Genomic DNA, 17,182 nt, shown 5'->3' with positions numbered 1-17,182 from the left:
AACTTACTCTAAAATAGACTGTGCTTCTCTAAATAAAGTACTTGAATCTACTCTCTAATCAGCCTTTCAGCCAACTCATGGCTGTCCATAACATAACTTGCACTGATCTGGCAGTCATCAGGTGTATCCAGACATGCAAGGAAATGATCTACAGCTCCGGCAAAACCTCTGCGTTCCAGCACCGTTTCCCAGCTTCCAAAATTCTCTTTCGTTTCCAGGCTCCCCTGTTCTGCATAGAAAACCGTATCCATATTCACCACTTCTACCGATCTTGCCCCGCCGTGCATCTCCACCTTCTCCAGATCCGCACCTGCAGCACGTACCATTTCGAATCGGGCGAGCGCAGTCTTCCCTTGCTTGACCGTTCCAGCCGCATGCATCAATCGGCCCTGATCATCTTGGCGAAGCCAATTGTGCACCAATTGCACATCGTTATCTGCGTACCATAACATCAGATCCAGCATATGAATGAGATCATCATAGATGGTCTCGGCAGCTGGGCGATCCTGTATGCTTGTGCGGTGTTTGGTCAGGCTGAGTGTTTCATAACCCTTCCCATCCTGCATCCATTCTTTTGCTTTTTGATACATCGGTGCGAACCTGCGGTTGAACCCGACAGCGAGCAGCAGCCCCTGTGCCTCTGCAAATGCAGTCATCTCTTCCGATTCCCGAAGAGTGTAAGACAATGGCTTATCTACATAAACCGCCAGCCCCTGCTCCAGACACGCCATGACAATCTCAAAATGAGCTTCCGTTGCTGTATGTACAAATACCGCATCCAGTTCCCAGGACAGCAGCTCTTTCAGATCGGTTGTGCCTCGTTCAATTCGATATGCCTGTCCAACCTCCTTTACCGGTTCAGGTGACCGGTTCATGATACCAACAATATCTACACGCGGATGGACAGAGAGTAGTGGCAAATATACTTTACGTGCGATTCCTCCGAGTCCGATAATCGCAATTCGGGTACGCTTGATCGTTTCCATGATGAGCATTCCACCTTCAACTAAATTCATTCGTCAGCCTGATTTCGAAATCCGACCTATGACTTTCCACGTCCTATAGTGTAACCTCTCCGTCTCTAACTTGCCAGTGATCTGCGGTAAAGGTTGTCTGCATTGTTCACAGGATGGCCTGGCGTGGTAAACTTAAGAAGAACGGCAGAACCGGATGAGACTCGGTGTCATCCAAGGGTCTGAATTGAAAGGAGCGTTTGGCTTTTGCGAAAATGGTTATGGCTCCTCGTTTATGTTTTACTTGCCGGAGTCACGTTTATTTACAGATATGAACTGCTGGCATGGACCGATGGCCATCAGTCCATCCCGCTTTTACTTGCCATGGCGACCCTGTTTGCCCTCGTACCTGTCATTCCATACAAGATTGTTATTATCGCTTTTGGGTACAGTTACGGAATAACCATGGCGGCATGGATCTGCTGGCTCGGCACAACGCTGGCAGCGATGCTTGTCTATGCCGGGGCAAGAACCATTTTCCGGGAACAGGCTCGGGGCTATCTTGAACGTATTCGTGGCTTGAATCGTTTTACCGCCTGGATGGAGGCACACCCGTTCATGGGCGTGATGTCAATGCGTTTGCTACCTGTTGTGCCTCAGATGGCCGTTAATATCTATGCAGGTATAACATTCACCCCATTCTGGGTGTTCATGGCTGCGACAGCGATTGGCAAAATGCCCGCAATCTTTGTATTCGCATACGCAGGTGCACAAGCTGGATCATCGATCTGGCTGAGTTTGGGGATACTGGGCGGATATATGATCGTTATGGCTATGATCTTGCTCTTGTTCCGTTACCGGTCACGTAAAAAAGCATGAGTATCTGCTGGCAGCCACATGGCCTGATTCATGCCTGCTTACGTGATCCCGCTTGGTTGACTTGACCATTCGGGATATAATAGAAGAGTAAGTCAAAACTTTATATTTCAAAATTTAAATATAACGAGGATTGCTGGAGTGCATCTTCGAACTTGAGCGAATGTTACGGGTATGCATACAAGCGAAGCAACGCAATAGTTCGAGTGCAAGCGCCAGATCTTCGTCAGAAATGGAGTGAACATCGCATGGAACAACAATCATTGGACAAAGCAACATTTGCAGGTGGATGCTTCTGGTGTATGGTATCCCCTTTTGAAGAACTGCCTGGTATTCATAAGATCGTTTCGGGCTATACAGGTGGACATACCGAGAACCCAACCTATGAGGAAGTCTGCTCGGAAACGACAGGTCATGTGGAGGCGGTACAGATCACATTTGATCCGTCCATTTTCCCTTACGAGAAACTGGTCGAGCTCTTCTGGCAGCAGGTTGATCCGACCGATGCAGGTGGGCAGTTCCATGACCGCGGATCATCTTATCAAACGGCGATCTTCTATCACAGTGAAGAACAGCGCAAGATCGCTGAAGCATCCAAAGCTGCGCTGGAGCAGAGCGGGCGTTTTGACAAACCCATCTTCACTCCGATCCTGCCAGCCAAACCGTTCTATGAAGCCGAAGAGCATCACCAGAATTATCATCGCAAAAACCCAGCTCACTACAAACGTTACAGCAAAGGCTCCGGCCGCCAGGACTTTATTGAGCGTAACTGGTCGGGTAACGTGGACAAAAGCGGGCTGAAGCAGGTTCTGACTCCCCTGCAATATGAGGTGACACAGAACAATGCCACGGAGCCCGCGTTTCATAATGAGTTCTGGGATCATCATGGCGATGGTATCTATGTCGATATCGTATCCGGGGAGCCTTTGTTCAGCTCTACTGACAAATACGATTCCGGCTGCGGCTGGCCAAGCTTCACACGTCCACTTCGGGACTACAATGTGAAGGAAAAGACAGATCTCAGCCATTTCATGATTCGTACCGAAGTACGGAGCCGTGAGGGAGATTCCCATCTCGGACATCTGTTTAATGATGGCCCTGCAGAAGCTGGCGGTATGCGTTATTGCATTAACTCCGCGGCACTTCGTTTTGTACCGAAAGAGGATTTGCAAAAAGAAGGCTACGGCGAATATCGCGTTCTGTTTGAATAAGTTTGTCCAGGATCAACGGTGTGAATAAACGGAGATGGATATATGCCAAAAGAGCAGCGGGTTGATCCCGTTGCTCTTTTTTTAATTTTCACGAATAGATAGGCTTCGATTCTTTCGAGCTGAGCATGTGAGTGTGTAATCTACTTTTCATCACATTAGCTTAATATAGTACCCCTTCCCCTTTTGCCCCATTGCCACCATCGGCCGGGATTTCATCATCGTTAAACCGCACTCTTAAACCCGGGATCATACTCAGCAGCATAATGGTCATCGAGATCACATACACGATAAGCAGCGAAGTATGATTCATAATCACACCAGCAAGCGAAGATCCAATTAACATTGTTCCCATAAATAACGGGGTAATGGTTCCATTCACCCGTCCAATGACGTGCTCATCAATCCGGCTGACCATATAGGAAGAGATAATGATATTTATAAAAGCGAGACTAATGGAACTCAGGAAGGTCAGGCCCATCGTTAACCAAAGCCAACTGGATATAACTTCCCCCATCATCGTTACTGCGAGACAAAGCAGTCCAACGATTAAGGTCTTCGTTTGATTCAACTTGCTGCTGACAGTCGCTGCAATTGCCCCGCCGATGAGCAAGCCAAGCCCGGATGCACCTGACAGATACTGCAGCGCAGTCTGCTCCAGTCCCAATCGTTCTGTAACCAGGAAGATGGCAAGTGGATTAATTAGACCCGCAGAAAGGCCCACACAGGCAAACACCAGACCTAACATTTTAAGTGAACGGGATTGACTGACGTATTGCCATCCCTCTTTGATCTCAGAAAGCAAAGAAGTACCTGTCTCACGCTTGGTAACATCCTTGGGGAGAAACGTGAGGAGTACCGCAGAAGCAATAAACAATATCAACAGTACCAACATGGATGTCTGAATGCCCATGGCCGTATAGATAAAGGTACCCACCACTGGCCCCAAAATGAGAAAAAGGGAGTTTGCGCTTTGCGTTATGGCGATCGCCGACTGTACATGTTCCCTTTTTACATTCCGTCTGACAATCTTGACCGATGAGGGCTGAGAAAACTGACTGACAATGGACGAAACCAGCGTTGCTGCATAAAGGATCTGCCAGTATCCGGAGCTTAAAATAGCAATAATCATCACGATCGACAAGGCACTGAGTACATCCCCTATAATCATCGTACGTTTCGGATTCCAGCGATCCGCGAGTGCGCCGCCAATAATGGAAAACACAAAGATTGGAGCATATTCTAATACGGTAATCAGGGAGATTGCAACCGGGTTTCCTTGTGTCTGATCCATAATATAGTAGAGGATTGCCATATTTCGTATCCATATCGCGAGGTTTTGCAGTAAGTCTGATCCGGTGATAATTAGAAAAGCTCTGTTTCTTAATAACGTACTCATGTTCCATCCCCCTTTTTAAACCGACTGTCCGGTTTATTAATATTTAAAAAGAAAAACTGACATGACATCAGTTTTTTCTCGTTAACGTTGTTGAATGCCTGTTAGCAGACTGGTTATCCCGATATGGTACAAACGCCGGATTTCATCTAACTCTTTCTCAAAATACAGCGTACTGAGTCCGTTGAACAGACCGTAAATAATATGCATTATGTCCTGCGGACTCCCCTGTTTCAGTTCCCCAGCTTCAATGCCTTCGGAGAGAATCCGCTCATAGGTTGCATAGGGTATGCGAATCAGTGAAAGCATATCATCCATCATTTCCTTGCTAACGATCTGACCCGAGACAAATTCGTTAATCGCATGATTCAGCGGATTTGCCATGTCATCTACATAATGATCGGCCAGTCCGTACAGTTTCTCAACAGACGTCTTGTACCGGGACTCTTTCTCAAGCCACTCATTCATCCAGTCTTCGTTATTAAGCTTGATCAGATACATAAACAGCTCTTCTTTGCTTTTGAAATGATAATAGATGCTGCCTTTGCTCCGATTGTTAATGGTACATATGTCTTCCATCGAAGTGGCTCCATATCCCTTCTGGGCAAAAAGCTCTTTGGTGTTGCGAGCGATATCTTTCTTGATCTGAGCAACGTCTTTTCTCCGTTTGACTTCGATAAACTATCCTCTCCTTTGAAGAAAACCGACTATTCGGTCTAATATTAGCATGAGCAAATTTTCCTGTCAATAAATATACCTATAGGCATAGAAAGAGGCGAGAAACGGTTTACGTTTATCCCTTTTCCCTGAGGGTAATATACTACTAACCCATACGATTCAGGAGGGACAACCTATGCCATGGAATAAACATGATTACCCCGTATCGATGAAAAACTTGAAACCGCGCGTCCGGCATAAAGCCATTGAAATCGCAAACGCTCTACTCGAAGACCGTTATGAGGAAGGGCGGGCCATTGCCATTGCCACAGCCAAAGCAGAGGAATGGGATGAAAATCATCCTGATGACAAGGCTTCGGGCTCCGATTCATCTTCTGCCACATCTTCTAAGAAAAACACTAAAGGGACCACCCGCTCGGATACCTCTTCCAAAGAGCGGCGTCACTCCGAACCCGTCTCTTCATCCAAAAGTCATGACAACATCCATGTTGTTCCTACGGATTCGGGCTGGGCTATTAAACAGGAAGGTACCTCGGACTATCATTCCACCTATGATACGAAAGCAGATGCCGTGGATGCAGCCAAAGCATGGAGCAGCAAACAGCATATTCGGGCCATCATTCATAATCAGGACGGACAAATTGCCCGTTCTCTTAAACCGTAATGTACTGCTCTTTAGTTCATGAGCATTCTTTGGTTACTCAGCCATTCAGCATGCATAACAAAAAATCCCTCTTGCTGCGGAATCTGCAGACAAAAGGGATTTCCTCTCCAAATCAAAGCTTGCTTCAAGCCAGTCAAAGCTTGATAAAGCCCGAATACTTTTTACGCCATATAAGCCATGGGTTATTCTGAGTTGCATACTCAATGCGTTACGCCTTGTGCCACGGAAGTCCGTGTTGTAGCCACATTGACCGCTTTGGCGGCAACGGACGGGATCGGCAATTTTACAGCGGATGTTGTAACAACCGTACCGCGAGTCGGCACACTGACCACATACGTAATCATTTTGCTGGCAATCCATACAGCCAGAATTGTATATAAAGTTTCTTTTACCGGAAGAAAGAAGAGTGACAATCCCAGAACGAACGCATCACTGACAAAGAAAACCGTTCCCAGCTTCCATCCCTTCCAGCGGCTAACGAGCACAGCGAGAATGTCGTCTCCACCTGTCGCTCCACCAAAACGAAGCACAATTCCCGCACCGATCCCGGTCAAAACACCGGACAGCACAGCAGGAATCCACAGGTTTCCGTTAAAATTCATCACCAATGTGGAGTATCGCTCAAAGCCGTCGTAAAATAGGGAAAATGCACCCACACCAAGCATCGCTTGAATCATGAATTTCCAGCCTTTAATGAACCAGGCCAGGATCATGACAGGAATGTCGAGCAGCAACATGCCGATCGCCGGCGATAAACCCGTTGCATATTTTCCGAGCAGGGCCAGACCGACAAATCCGCCCTCCGATAAATGATTCTGAAAGTTAATGTGATAATAAGCAAATGCCAAAATAAATGTACCAAGCAGCATAATTGCAAACTTGATCGCTTCTGTCTTAACGTGTTGTAAGGTTAACGATGTTCTCTTCATACAGGTTCCCTCGCAGTTTGTAGTTGGTTTTTTAGACCGACCGTACCCTGCAAAAGGTAAGCCTGGAAGAAATCATCGTGTACGTCCTTCGAATATTCATCCCAATCCCCTCTTTCGCAGAGTCAGCCGTTTTTTTGAACCGGTTGGTTTACTCTACAAGGGGCGCTATGTGTATGAGAGATCGTAACGTTTCCAGATTGTCCTTGGGGAGATTGTCCTTCGGGGACTCATGGTATCCTGATCCTTTCTGTGTGTTGTGGTTAGCTGTGCTTGGTTAAACGAACTGAAACATTACAGAGGCACAACATTGAACACCTTGTTTCACACCTAACCACTCCGATTGCAGTACCCTCTTTCGATCGCTGTTATCCCCGGATTTTTTTGATTCCTTTTTTCAAAAGGAAAAATCCTGTGATAAACGCGAGCGCTTCGCTTCTACAGATGGGTTCTGCACTCTCCGTTCCTGTGTGAATATAAGTTCAAACGTGACTCCAAACCTGTAATCATTCAATTCTGCTTAAACACCAAAGCTAACTTGCTTGTACTTCTATTATATAACACCAATGGAACTGGGTCTAAACAAGCAACCCAGCAAAAACACGCATAAAGCAGTCTCTGGACTGCTCCAGCCGTCATACAGGCACGCGGGCATAAGCAATGCTTACAAATGGTGCTACCTGCTCCTTTATTCTATGACCAAAGCCTTCAAATATAACAGTGCAGTCACCCAACTGTGACAATTACGGGCCTTTTTTTATTTTCTGCTCGTTAGTAAAGGAATCCTTTTCCTGATGCACATACACTATAACAAACGGTAACGACGAATCAAATTCAAACGTTTCCAGACTTACTCTTCTTTTTATGGTATAATATAACAATTGAATCCCATTACCGTTTAAGCGAGGCGGATTGATGAAAACGTTAAAGCCAAGAGTCTTTATTGGCTGCTCGCTGGAAGCGAAGCCGATTGCAGCCGCTGTACACGAAAACTTGCGTTTTTCAGCCGAAGTCACCCCGTGGTATTCGGGGGTATTTAATCCAAGCAGCTACACCATGGACGATCTGGAAGCCGAAGTGCGCACAACGGACTTTGCCATTTTTATCTTCCATCCGGATGACATATCCAAAATTCGCGGAAAGTACTATGCATCGGTTCGGGATAATACAATGCTTGAAATGGGTCTATTCATGGGCCGTCTGGGACGAAAACGTATTTTTTTCATTCTTCCTGAGGATATTACAGATATCAAGGATGCTGCAAAAATCGAAGGACTGCGGATGCCGACCGATCTGCTCGGATTGAATCCACTGGTATATGAGATTCGTTCTGACGGAAAGTGGGCCCCTGCTGTATCCGTGGCCTGCTCCAAAATTGCAGACAGCATTGAAGAACAAGGACGCTGGAGTGATCCCGAAGCCGAGCGTATTATCGAGAATCATAAACGCTCTGAAGATCAAGCCCGCTTACAGTTATTCAAACTGCTGCGTTTCTTTAGAGAATTGCTGCGCACACGCAAAGCAGATGCCCAGATGTTAGAACGGATGAGTGATGCACTACGAAGTGCCTTTGTCTCATGTCCGCCATTCACTGTCCGCGGTACCGCGATCTATCGTACAGACGGTAATGGTTATATTGAGCAATTATGTGGTAATGTTGGAGAACCGGGCAGAAAATACGACTTGTCCGCGAATGATGACAAACCGCCGGATGATCCTAAACGTATTCTCGTTGTCGATTCATATCAGGAAAACAAAATCAAAGTCAATCTGTACGACGATTACCTTGAGAAAGAGTACCTGCTATGCTATCCTGTAGCCAAGAGGTATGTAATTACCGTTCACATTATTGGTCATATTGAAGCGGATGAGGCGGTATTTCAGCACATTGACTTGCAAAATCGTCAACTGTTTAACGCCATCAACGATCTGTTAGGAGGCGAACCGGAATGAAACCGGAAATGAAAAAAATAAGCAAGCGCTGGGGCAGCGAGAAGAAAGTTCGCCTTAGTTCTGCGCCTGATTCATCACGACCGGTTCCGGAACCAAAGGAAGAGGAACGTTTCCACAAACCGGCTGTGCCGCTCATTACGATAGGCCCTTCACTCAAGGGTAAAGAGCGGCCTTACAAGGTCATTTTAGAAAAAGAGGCGTATTACGAGAAACCTCAATATCTTGCTTGATTTTGGCAGCATATCCACTGAACTTTAGCTTCAATAGAGGACTGTACTATCATCAGACTTTTCACTTGATTTCTATCATTGGTGTATAACCATTCCATTCACATTGCCGCTGTAACGGCAACATGTTGATCAAGCCCCGCCCCCACGGCTGGGCTTTTTTGTTTCCTTTTCCATACCTTTAGACCAAGAAGTCGATTGCTTCTGACCTTAGGTTTCCTGCAAAACCCATAAATTATACCTAAATTTTGGTTCAAGCTTGTCCATTTTCACTGAAACTTACCGAACCCCAAACTCCCTCAAATTACAACTTCTTAAACTACAACCTCCAAACCGTAAACCACAAATGCTATGCTCTACATCTTACACATCACACATTCTGTATCACAAATCGTACACTTCTTTTATTGCAATCGATCCAGTTCTCTATCCGTAAACACACCGCTGCAAAGCTTTCTAGAAGCCTTCTAACCTTATGCCGCTCCGCAAAGAAGGAATATTCCTATCTTCTCTCAAGTCTCATTTCCATTATTTCTCGGTTGTATAACGGTTCTCTATTGCATATATTGATTATAATATAGGAACACATGTTCTGTAAACATTTAATTCCAATTATAGGTTAAGGAAGTGAACGTATGGCATCCTCTTCTACTTCCGCCCCCTCTCCTTCAGACGAAGATCATCGCCTGATCAAAGGAATGGTTGTGCGCACGCTTTTGCTCGATGTACTGGAACGGGATATTCGAACACTGGATACGCTGCTCCTAAAAATGCCTGAGGTCTATATTCTGTCCCTCACCCGCATTCAGAATCAGGTTCTTAAGGAAATGCTGGGGTTACGCAAACAGATGAGAAACCGCGGAGTGAAAGTTCTGGAGGAGACACGGGGAAAAGATGGCATTGAAACCGTTTATCTGTGCAGGGGATACGGACAGCGGTTCTATATGCTATGGACATTTGCACGTAACGAGGTCAAAAAAGAGCTGAGTCTTCATCTGCAGATGGATCTGACACAAACCTGAGTACGATTGGTTTTCGGGGTATGAGGCGTGATTTGTTCCCAAGCCAGCAGATGAAAGAAGCCAGGCTCTTCCGAGACTCCATATTCCAGGCAAGTGACTGCTGAACAGGTTGACCATTGCGCGCTCTGTCATTAAGATGGAGAAGACATATCCCACCATTCCCATCCGGGAAACGGATATGCCCTCAACGTCTGTTCAATCAAGGAGCTGTACTTTATGGATAGAAGTTCAAATTCACATTTACCTTCACTTTCGAAAAATAATACAAAGCCACATCCGCTCGTAGCAGCAAATGTGACTGAGTTAATCGGCCAGACCCCAGCGGTTCGGCTCAGCCGGCTCACAGGCAGTGATTCCGCTGACGTGTTCGTCAAGCTGGAGTATTTCAATCCGAGCGGCAGCGTCAAGGATCGTGCGGCCTACAACTTGATCACGCAGGCTGAACGAGACGGATTGTTACAGCCTGGGGCAACCATTATCGAACCGACCAGCGGTAATACCGGGATTGGCCTCGCGATGAATGCTGCGGCCAAAGGCTACAAAGCGATCCTCATCATGCCGGACAACATGTCGAAGGAACGCATCAACATTTTGAAGGCTTACGGTGCTGAGGTTGTGCTTACGCCTGCTGCGGAGCGGATGCCTGGAGCCATTCGCAAAGCGAAGGAGCTTCAAGCCGACCTGCCGGGCAGCTTTATTCCGCAGCAGTTTGAGAATCAGGCGAATCCGGATATCCACCGGATCACGACGGCGCCCGAGATTATAGAGCAGATGGATGGCAGGCTAGACGCCTTCATCGCTACAGCCGGAACCGGCGGCACGATCACCGGAACGGGCGAAGAACTGCGCAAGCAGCTTCCCGCCCTCCGCATCTATGCGGTGGAGCCGCAAGGTTCCCCGGTGCTGTCCGGCGGCGAGCCCGGACCGCACAAGCTCGTCGGTACAAGTCCGGGCTTCATCCCGGACATCTTGAATACCGACATATGGGATGCCATCATCCAGGTGTCCGATGAGGACGCACTGGATACGATGCGGCAGCTTGCTGCCCGGGAAGGGCTGCTGCTCGGCCCTTCGTCTGGCGCTTCGGTGTGGGCCGCCCTTCGCATCGCGAAGGAATTGGGGCCGGGGCACCGCGTGCTCTGCATTGCGCCGGATACCGGGGAACGGTATCTGAGCATGGGTATTTTTTAACAAAGAGGCACGGCATCGATCCAAAAAAGCCTAAACAACACCAAAAAAGCCCTTGCTCCCCTACGAATGTTTAATCCGCAGAGAACAAGGACGTTGTGAAGACAAATATCACTTTTGAAAAACAATATGAAAACATGAAGAAGGATATTCGCTATCCTCTATAACATCCGGCACCCATTAGTGTGTCAGGGTCGTCCATTCCACACCTTCAGGAAGCAGAGCCGCAATGCGGTCTTTGGCTTCCTTTTTGGTATACAGTGATTCATCCAGAATGACTGCAGAACCGGAATCCGTGCTTGTCCGAATCAGACGTCCAAGACCTTGTTTAACACGCAGGAGCATATACGGAAGATCGATCTCTTCATATGGTGCTGCCGAGGCGCTACGTTTCGCATTGAAGACAGGGTCTTGTGGTGGATACGGAAGCGACCAGATCATCACGTTGGATAACGATGGTCCTGGAACGTCAAGTCCCTCCCACAGATTGACGGAGCAGAGCACGCTCTCCTCATCCTGCTGGAATGCTGCGATCAGATCACTGATCTCTCTGTCTCCCTCGTACATAAAGCGTAATCCTTCAGCTTCAGGCACATGAACGATGTCCTGCTTGAACGCACGTAATTCTTCCATTGTACGGAACAGAATCAGTGCACGACCGCCGCTCTCCTGGAGCAAAGCCGCCGCATCACGCAAACGGTTTTCGTTCTCTACATGACCCGGTGCGGCTTGTTCAGCAATCTTCATCTGCATTTTGTCCGCATAGTCATACGGAGAAGCGACCGAGAACGATACAAAATCGTCGATCCCCAGACTGTCCGCCACATAACGGAATGAATTGTCCACGGACAACGTAGCCGATGAAAATACAATCGGAATGCCCGTGTTAAATACACGCTCATTCAGAATTTCTTTTACGGTACGCGGCATGATCGACAATGTAGTCTCTTCCTCACTCTCTTCCGCCCAACAGATGTAACCATCTTCCTTGCGGAACAGAGACAATGCCGTCTGAATCATATCGAGATGTTCTTCCACAACACGCATCTGATACCCATCCAGCGAGAATAATCCACTCTCGAATACCAGCTCTTCGCCGATTGCATCCAGCACACTGTTCAACCGTTCGATCTCTTGCAACAGCGGTGCTTCTACGCGAACTTCCTTCCGTTCGGAGCCGGGAATCGCCACCGTATACGTATCCAGCAGTCGGAACAATCGCTCACTGCTCTCGATTGCTTCATCTACACGCTCGGCAAGGGTTTCACGAATCTCCCCTTCAAGCAAACGTGTGACCAGTTCTTCGAAGATCCGGTGTTTCAATTTGTAACTCAAGGCGTTCAATGCGGCTTCTTCCAGCAAATGCCCTTCATCAAATACAACCGAGCTATGGTCAGGCAACAATGGCAGTTGTCCTTCACGCTTGCGCGCATCATAAGTCCATACATGCTCCATATAGTAATCATGGGAACAGATGATGATATCTTTGGAACGACGGTAATGATCACGCGACAGCGTCAGGCCGCAACGTTGTCTTTTCGGACACACGAAACAATCCTGAAACGGGTCCCAGTTAATCTTGTTCCACTGGCGGTCGTTCAGATGCGGATACTGCTTGCGGTCACCATACGGATGGAATGCCTGAAGTGTTCCCGGCGTGTTCACGAATTCCGGCAGGCTCTCGTATACCTCTTCAATCACTGGCGCATCCTCATCGGCGAATCGGACGGCACTCAGCTTGTTCAGACAGACGTATTGATCTGGGGACTTGCCCAGACGTGCGTCCACTTGCAAATCCAGATGTTCAGCGAGTTTCGCAATATCTCCACCCGGCTTCACCAGCTGTTCAATTAAAGACTCATCGGCACAGGCGATCACCGCCGGTTTGCCCGTATAACGTGCATAACAAACCGCGTAGAGCAGATAAACGAGTGTTTTGCCTGTTCCTACGCCGGCCTCGGCCATAATCGTCTTTTTATCTCCATAGGCCCGTTCGAGCTGGTACGCCATAAAAATCTGTTCGTCCCGTACCTCGAAGCCGGACTCTGGCAAAATATCATAAAACACATCGGCAACCCACTCTCCCAGACGGGATACAAAAGGTTCAGCCGGATCATATGCAAAAGGGTAACGTTGTGTAGACAATCCTGGGTCAGCCTCCATTCTTAGACGCGGTCCTCTTTCATTCATTTTCCGTTCAAAAAAGGCCGCAGGGCAAAATTTAATTATCGCATGTGATGAGGTAAGTGACAAGCTTTTTTTCACTTTACTAATTTCTAAAGCTTGCATGAAGGCAAAATATAGTCAAATCTAGCATCAGAAAGGGAAATTTACTATATATCATTCTGCACCAGAAGAGTGTTCCCCAGACCTTATATATGAGTCCCCCTACCCTTTTGCAATATGACAAAGTTCATTTCGGTGCATCAAGGGTCTTTCTCATGTTTTTTGGTTGGAAAAGGGGAGCTTTCTACGTTCATTTCGGAGGATTGATCGTTAAATAAAGACTATCAACTGATGACAGGATTATATGCTGCCTATAGATCAGACTGCGTTTGAAGGTTCAATGCCTGATGCACCCGGCTCTGAAGCTCATGTGATCAAATGATTATTGATGATAACGTTTACAACATTTACCATCAATGTGTACCACACGAATTCCATATCCCATCTGACCAAGGAGGTCTACCTAATGAAATTATTCCCATCCACATCTACTCATGTCCGTGCACGAACTGAACGTTCACTGAAATCAAAAATGGCTCATCTCTGTCTGAGCGCCACGTTCCCTCTATTATTCATTGGGGGTGGATCCGCTGGTGCTGTCGAACTGATGGAAAGCAGCTTGCAAGATCCCTCAGAATCGGTGGCGACTTCAAATATCACACTTGCTGCGGGTGATCTGTATGTATCTCCTGGCGGCTCTGCCAGCAATCCGGGAACCATCAACAGTCCGACATCACTAGCTAACGCGCTAACCCAGATCGCACCAGGCAAAACGATCTATCTGCGCGGCGGAACCTACAGCTTCTCGCAAACGATTACCATTGAACGCGGTAACAGCGGTACTGCCTCACAACGTAAAAATCTGGTCGCCTACGAATCGGAAAAGCCTGTCTTCGATTTCTCGGCTCAAGCCTTCGCTTCCACGAATCGGGGATTGCAAATGTTCGGAGACTATTGGTTTGTGAAAGGACTTGAGGTCAAAGGAGCCGGCGATAACGGTATCTTCATCGGTGGCAGCTACAACCGTCTGGAACAGATCGAAGCCCATCACAACCGGGATACCGGCATTCAGATCGGACGTTATGCTTCCACTGCTGCCAAAAGTGAATGGCCTTCATATAACGAAGTCATTCGTTCCTACTCTCACAACAACTATGACCCGGATGACGGCGAGGATGCGGACGGTTTTGCCGCCAAGCTGACGGTCGGTTCAGGGAACGTCTTTGACGGCTGTATTGCCGCTTATAACGTAGACGATGGCTGGGATCTCTATAGTAAAACGGAAACAGGCGCCATCGGTGCCGTCACGATCCGTAACAGCATCGCTTACGGCAACGGCGCCACCGCAGACGGAACGTCCACTTCGAACAGGGATGGTAACGGCTTCAAGCTTGGTGGCGAGAAAATTGCCGTGAATCATATTGTGGAGAACAATATTGCGTTTAATAACAAAAAGCATGGCTTTACCTATAACAGCAATCCGGGTTCGATCCAGATGACCAACAACACCTCATGGAACAATGGACAAAGCAACTTTGCTTTTGACAAAGGCACCCACATCTTCACCAACAACCTGTCCTTCCAGGGCGGCGCCAGCGACAAAACCAGCGGAACCGATGTCAGCAGCACCAACATCTGGTGGAAAAACAAAAAAAGCGTCAATGACAAAGGCCTGCTCGCCAGCGTAGTGGACTTTGTCTCCCTCGTGCCTTCCGTAAACCGTGCGGCAGACGGAACCCCTGTATTAGGTAACTTCCTGAAGCTTGCGGGTGGCAGTGATCTGATTGGGTCGGGAACGCCAGCAGGTAAGAATATTGGTGCGCGTTAGTGATAGATTGGTGAGATAAAAAATAATTCATAAAGCAAAGTCCCCTCCCCCATGCCAACCTGATCGGTGGTAATGGAGAAGGGGATTTTTGAATTGCTGGGTATTGTCTGTTGGCTCATAAGGTAGATAGATACTCACGGTTTCGCTAAAACTTCAATTATCAGCTTGCCGCCTGTACGAAAACCTTGCTCAAATGCCGCTTCCATGTACATGGATGTGGACTGTCCGATCAAGTCGATCAGTTGCTCCAAATCATCGTATTCTGTATCTGGGAGCTTTGTTTTGTAGTTTTGCATGATATCCGATATTTGGCTGTTAATTTCGTAATACTCGGCCTGTTCAGGATGAATCGACTCGTCCAATCTTAGGTTCCCGTGAAACAAATCTTCGATCAGGTTTGACATATTATCCTTCATGGTAAGGTCACCTCAGAAAGATTGTAACTCATAGGATGAGGTGAAATGCGGAATTAGCGGGAAATCCGCTAGAATTTATTTAGCTTTTGGTGAGAATAAGTCGAAGTTAAAGTTAAACCATGCCTCAAACACCAAATGAAGCTCATCTTGCTGTAGTAACGCATTTATAGCAACTATGAACGAGGCGAGTTGGACATTCCAATCACTATATTGATAAAGCTGGCTGATTATCATCAAACCAGCACAGATTATCTTTTAAATAGGACTGATATACGGAAACCTTATCCTTAGAACTGAGTGTCAGAAAAGTTTGTGAAAACATACATCTCACATTCTAAATTAAACCTTGTCATTATTAATAATTTCGCTAATTCTTATTACATGATAATTATGTTACTTGTCCTTAACAGATACACCGTCTTTAGAAAACTTTAATCCTATTAATAGTCCCAAGCTATTTCATTCAATTGATTTAAAAACTGTTCTCCTCGTTCAGGCTCAACCATTTTAACAAAAAATGCCATGCCATATAAATGTTCTTTGAAGTTTGACTTTTGTAAGTCTATTCTTCTCATATGGCTGTTAACTCCGTATTTTTTACAATAATATATTTGTTGCCTTAAATATTTTTTCGTTTCCATTGGAACAGTAATATTCTCGTTTACAACTAAACCAGTGACCTCTTGGCGCTTGTTAGAGTATTGAACACGAGTTTTACTGTCGTTGATATAAAAATTTTCTTCATGAATAATGCGTTTGAAAATTGATAAATAATTGATTATATACTTTGGGCCTGAAATTGTGAGGTCGTCCGCATATCTACTGTAATCAGCACCGATACTTTTGCTTAATTTCATAAATCGATCATCAAGCTTATAGCTTACAATATTAGAAATGAAAGGACTTGTAGGAGCACCTTGAGGTAAAAAATTATTAAAAGAACACAATTTCGACAAAACAAATGACACTTCATTAGTGTAGCCATAATATTTGAAAATACGAAATATAGAATCAAATTTTATATTAGGAAAAAAATCTTTTAAATCCATGTTTATTACACATTCTTTTCCTACGTGATTTCTTGCATTGTGTACGATTGATTTACCCTTTACAAAGCCTGTTGTTGCTTCTGAAACACCGACATTGTATAACACATTGTCCAATATCCATCGTTGGACGTATTTTAAACCTTCCGTAGGAACTGAAATATTTCTATACTGACCTATCTTTTTTTTGGGTATTTGTACATTTTTATAGAAGAAATCTGCTTTCATAAATAAATGAAAAAAGTATTTCATATCTAAACCAAGTAATTGTGCTAGATGTTCTTTATCAAAAATAACAGGCAGTGAATTTTCAAGTAACCTAGAACTATAATCCACGCAAAGCTTAACGTAATAATCATCATATTTCTTTTCAAAAAGTACTCTCTTTAATCGGTCAATATAATCTTCATTTTTCATTAATAACCTCATTTTTGGAGGATAAGAGTTAGTTACTTTGACAATCTTTAATTGAAAATATTACCCGCAGAGCGGGTCATGCCTTTGTCTTTTGAAAAGGCATGGCATAGATAGCGCCCTTTGCTATTTATGCCATATCTATTTAGTAACATACCAAA

15 protein-coding genes are annotated in these 17,182 nt (G+C 46.0%); 8 read left to right on the top strand and 7 right to left on the bottom strand.

Features of this window, described 5'->3' with window-relative positions; all coding sequences use genetic code 11:
- Positions 1–47: 47 nt before the first annotated feature.
- Entirely contained in the window at positions 48–986 is a 939-nt protein-coding gene (locus tag ACUTVW_RS20020) for a Gfo/Idh/MocA family protein (RefSeq protein WP_445647398.1), read from the bottom strand.
- 234 nt (positions 987–1,220) lie between these two features.
- Here ACUTVW_RS20020 and ACUTVW_RS20015 point away from each other — a divergent pair, with 234 nt between their 5' ends.
- Together ACUTVW_RS20015 and msrA are read left to right on the top strand one after the other, a co-directional pair.
- Positions 1,221–1,832 (top strand): TVP38/TMEM64 family protein, encoded by a 612-nt coding sequence (locus ACUTVW_RS20015; RefSeq protein ID WP_445647397.1) that lies wholly within the window; start codon positions 1,221–1,223, stop codon positions 1,830–1,832.
- Between the two features lie 245 nt (positions 1,833–2,077).
- Positions 2,078–3,040, top strand: coding sequence for a peptide-methionine (S)-S-oxide reductase MsrA (gene msrA, locus ACUTVW_RS20010; protein WP_445647396.1), 963 nt, complete (start codon positions 2,078–2,080; stop codon positions 3,038–3,040).
- A gap of 160 nt (positions 3,041–3,200) precedes the next feature.
- Here the strand turns inward: msrA and ACUTVW_RS20005 are convergent, their stop codons facing one another.
- Positions 3,201–4,436 carry an MFS transporter gene (locus ACUTVW_RS20005; RefSeq protein ID WP_445647395.1) on the bottom strand — a complete coding sequence of 412 codons (1,236 nt, stop codon included), beginning with the start codon at positions 4,434–4,436 and terminating at the stop codon, positions 3,201–3,203.
- A gap of 81 nt (positions 4,437–4,517) precedes the next feature.
- Complete coding sequence (locus ACUTVW_RS20000; RefSeq protein WP_445647492.1) at positions 4,518–5,066, bottom strand: TetR family transcriptional regulator C-terminal domain-containing protein; 549 nt, start codon at positions 5,064–5,066, stop codon at positions 4,518–4,520.
- A 220-nt stretch (positions 5,067–5,286) separates the two neighbouring features.
- On the opposite strand from ACUTVW_RS20000, the gene ACUTVW_RS19995 reads away from it, so the two are divergent.
- Positions 5,287–5,775, top strand: a complete 489-nt coding sequence (locus ACUTVW_RS19995; RefSeq protein WP_445647394.1) for a DUF2188 domain-containing protein — start codon at positions 5,287–5,289, stop codon at positions 5,773–5,775.
- Between the two features lie 200 nt (positions 5,776–5,975).
- Here ACUTVW_RS19995 and ACUTVW_RS19990 read toward each other — a convergent pair whose 3' ends face one another.
- Positions 5,976–6,704 (bottom strand): YitT family protein, encoded by a 729-nt coding sequence (locus tag ACUTVW_RS19990; protein ID WP_445647393.1) that lies wholly within the window; start codon positions 6,702–6,704, stop codon positions 5,976–5,978.
- A 912-nt stretch (positions 6,705–7,616) separates the two neighbouring features.
- On the opposite strand from ACUTVW_RS19990, the gene ACUTVW_RS19985 reads away from it, so the two are divergent.
- The 4 genes from ACUTVW_RS19985 to cysK all read left to right on the top strand — a co-directional run bounded on the left by ACUTVW_RS19985 (position 7,617) and on the right by cysK (position 11,094).
- The gene (locus ACUTVW_RS19985) at positions 7,617–8,654 is read left to right on the top strand and encodes a nucleotide-binding protein (RefSeq protein WP_445647392.1); all 1,038 of its coding nucleotides are present in this window, start codon (positions 7,617–7,619) and stop codon (positions 8,652–8,654) included.
- The gene (locus ACUTVW_RS19980; protein ID WP_434750405.1) at positions 8,651–8,884 is read left to right on the top strand and encodes a hypothetical protein; all 234 of its coding nucleotides are present in this window, start codon (positions 8,651–8,653) and stop codon (positions 8,882–8,884) included. The genes ACUTVW_RS19985 and ACUTVW_RS19980 overlap by 4 nt, the downstream gene beginning before the upstream one ends.
- 632 nt (positions 8,885–9,516) lie before the next feature.
- Positions 9,517–9,903, top strand: coding sequence for a hypothetical protein (locus ACUTVW_RS19975; RefSeq protein ID WP_445647391.1), 387 nt, complete (start codon positions 9,517–9,519; stop codon positions 9,901–9,903).
- Positions 9,904–10,119: 216 nt separating this feature from the next.
- Entirely contained in the window at positions 10,120–11,094 is a 975-nt protein-coding gene (gene cysK / locus ACUTVW_RS19970) for a cysteine synthase A (RefSeq protein ID WP_445647390.1), read from the top strand.
- 177 nt (positions 11,095–11,271) lie between these two features.
- On the opposite strand, the gene ACUTVW_RS19965 is transcribed toward cysK, so the two are convergent.
- Positions 11,272–13,254 carry an ATP-dependent DNA helicase gene (locus tag ACUTVW_RS19965; RefSeq protein ID WP_445647389.1) on the bottom strand — a complete coding sequence of 661 codons (1,983 nt, stop codon included), beginning with the start codon at positions 13,252–13,254 and terminating at the stop codon, positions 11,272–11,274.
- A gap of 670 nt (positions 13,255–13,924) precedes the next feature.
- Between ACUTVW_RS19965 and ACUTVW_RS19960 the strand changes: the two genes are divergently transcribed.
- Positions 13,925–15,145 (top strand): right-handed parallel beta-helix repeat-containing protein, encoded by a 1,221-nt coding sequence (locus ACUTVW_RS19960; RefSeq protein ID WP_445647491.1) that lies wholly within the window; start codon positions 13,925–13,927, stop codon positions 15,143–15,145.
- Between the two features lie 134 nt (positions 15,146–15,279).
- Here ACUTVW_RS19960 and ACUTVW_RS19955 read toward each other — a convergent pair whose 3' ends face one another.
- On the bottom strand, positions 15,280–15,561 hold the full coding sequence (locus ACUTVW_RS19955; RefSeq protein WP_445647388.1) for a DUF6809 family protein: 282 nt from the start codon (positions 15,559–15,561) through the stop codon (positions 15,280–15,282).
- Between the two features lie 440 nt (positions 15,562–16,001).
- A complete protein-coding gene (locus tag ACUTVW_RS19950; protein ID WP_445647387.1) occupies positions 16,002–17,024 on the bottom strand; it encodes a retron St85 family RNA-directed DNA polymerase in 1,023 nt (340 codons plus the stop codon).
- Positions 17,025–17,182 lie beyond the last annotated feature (158 nt).

The organism is Paenibacillus sp. TSA_86.1 (genome assembly GCF_052691815.1).
The sequence above is the reverse complement of the archived record's forward strand: the minus strand, read 5'-3'. Positions and strand labels throughout refer to the sequence as shown.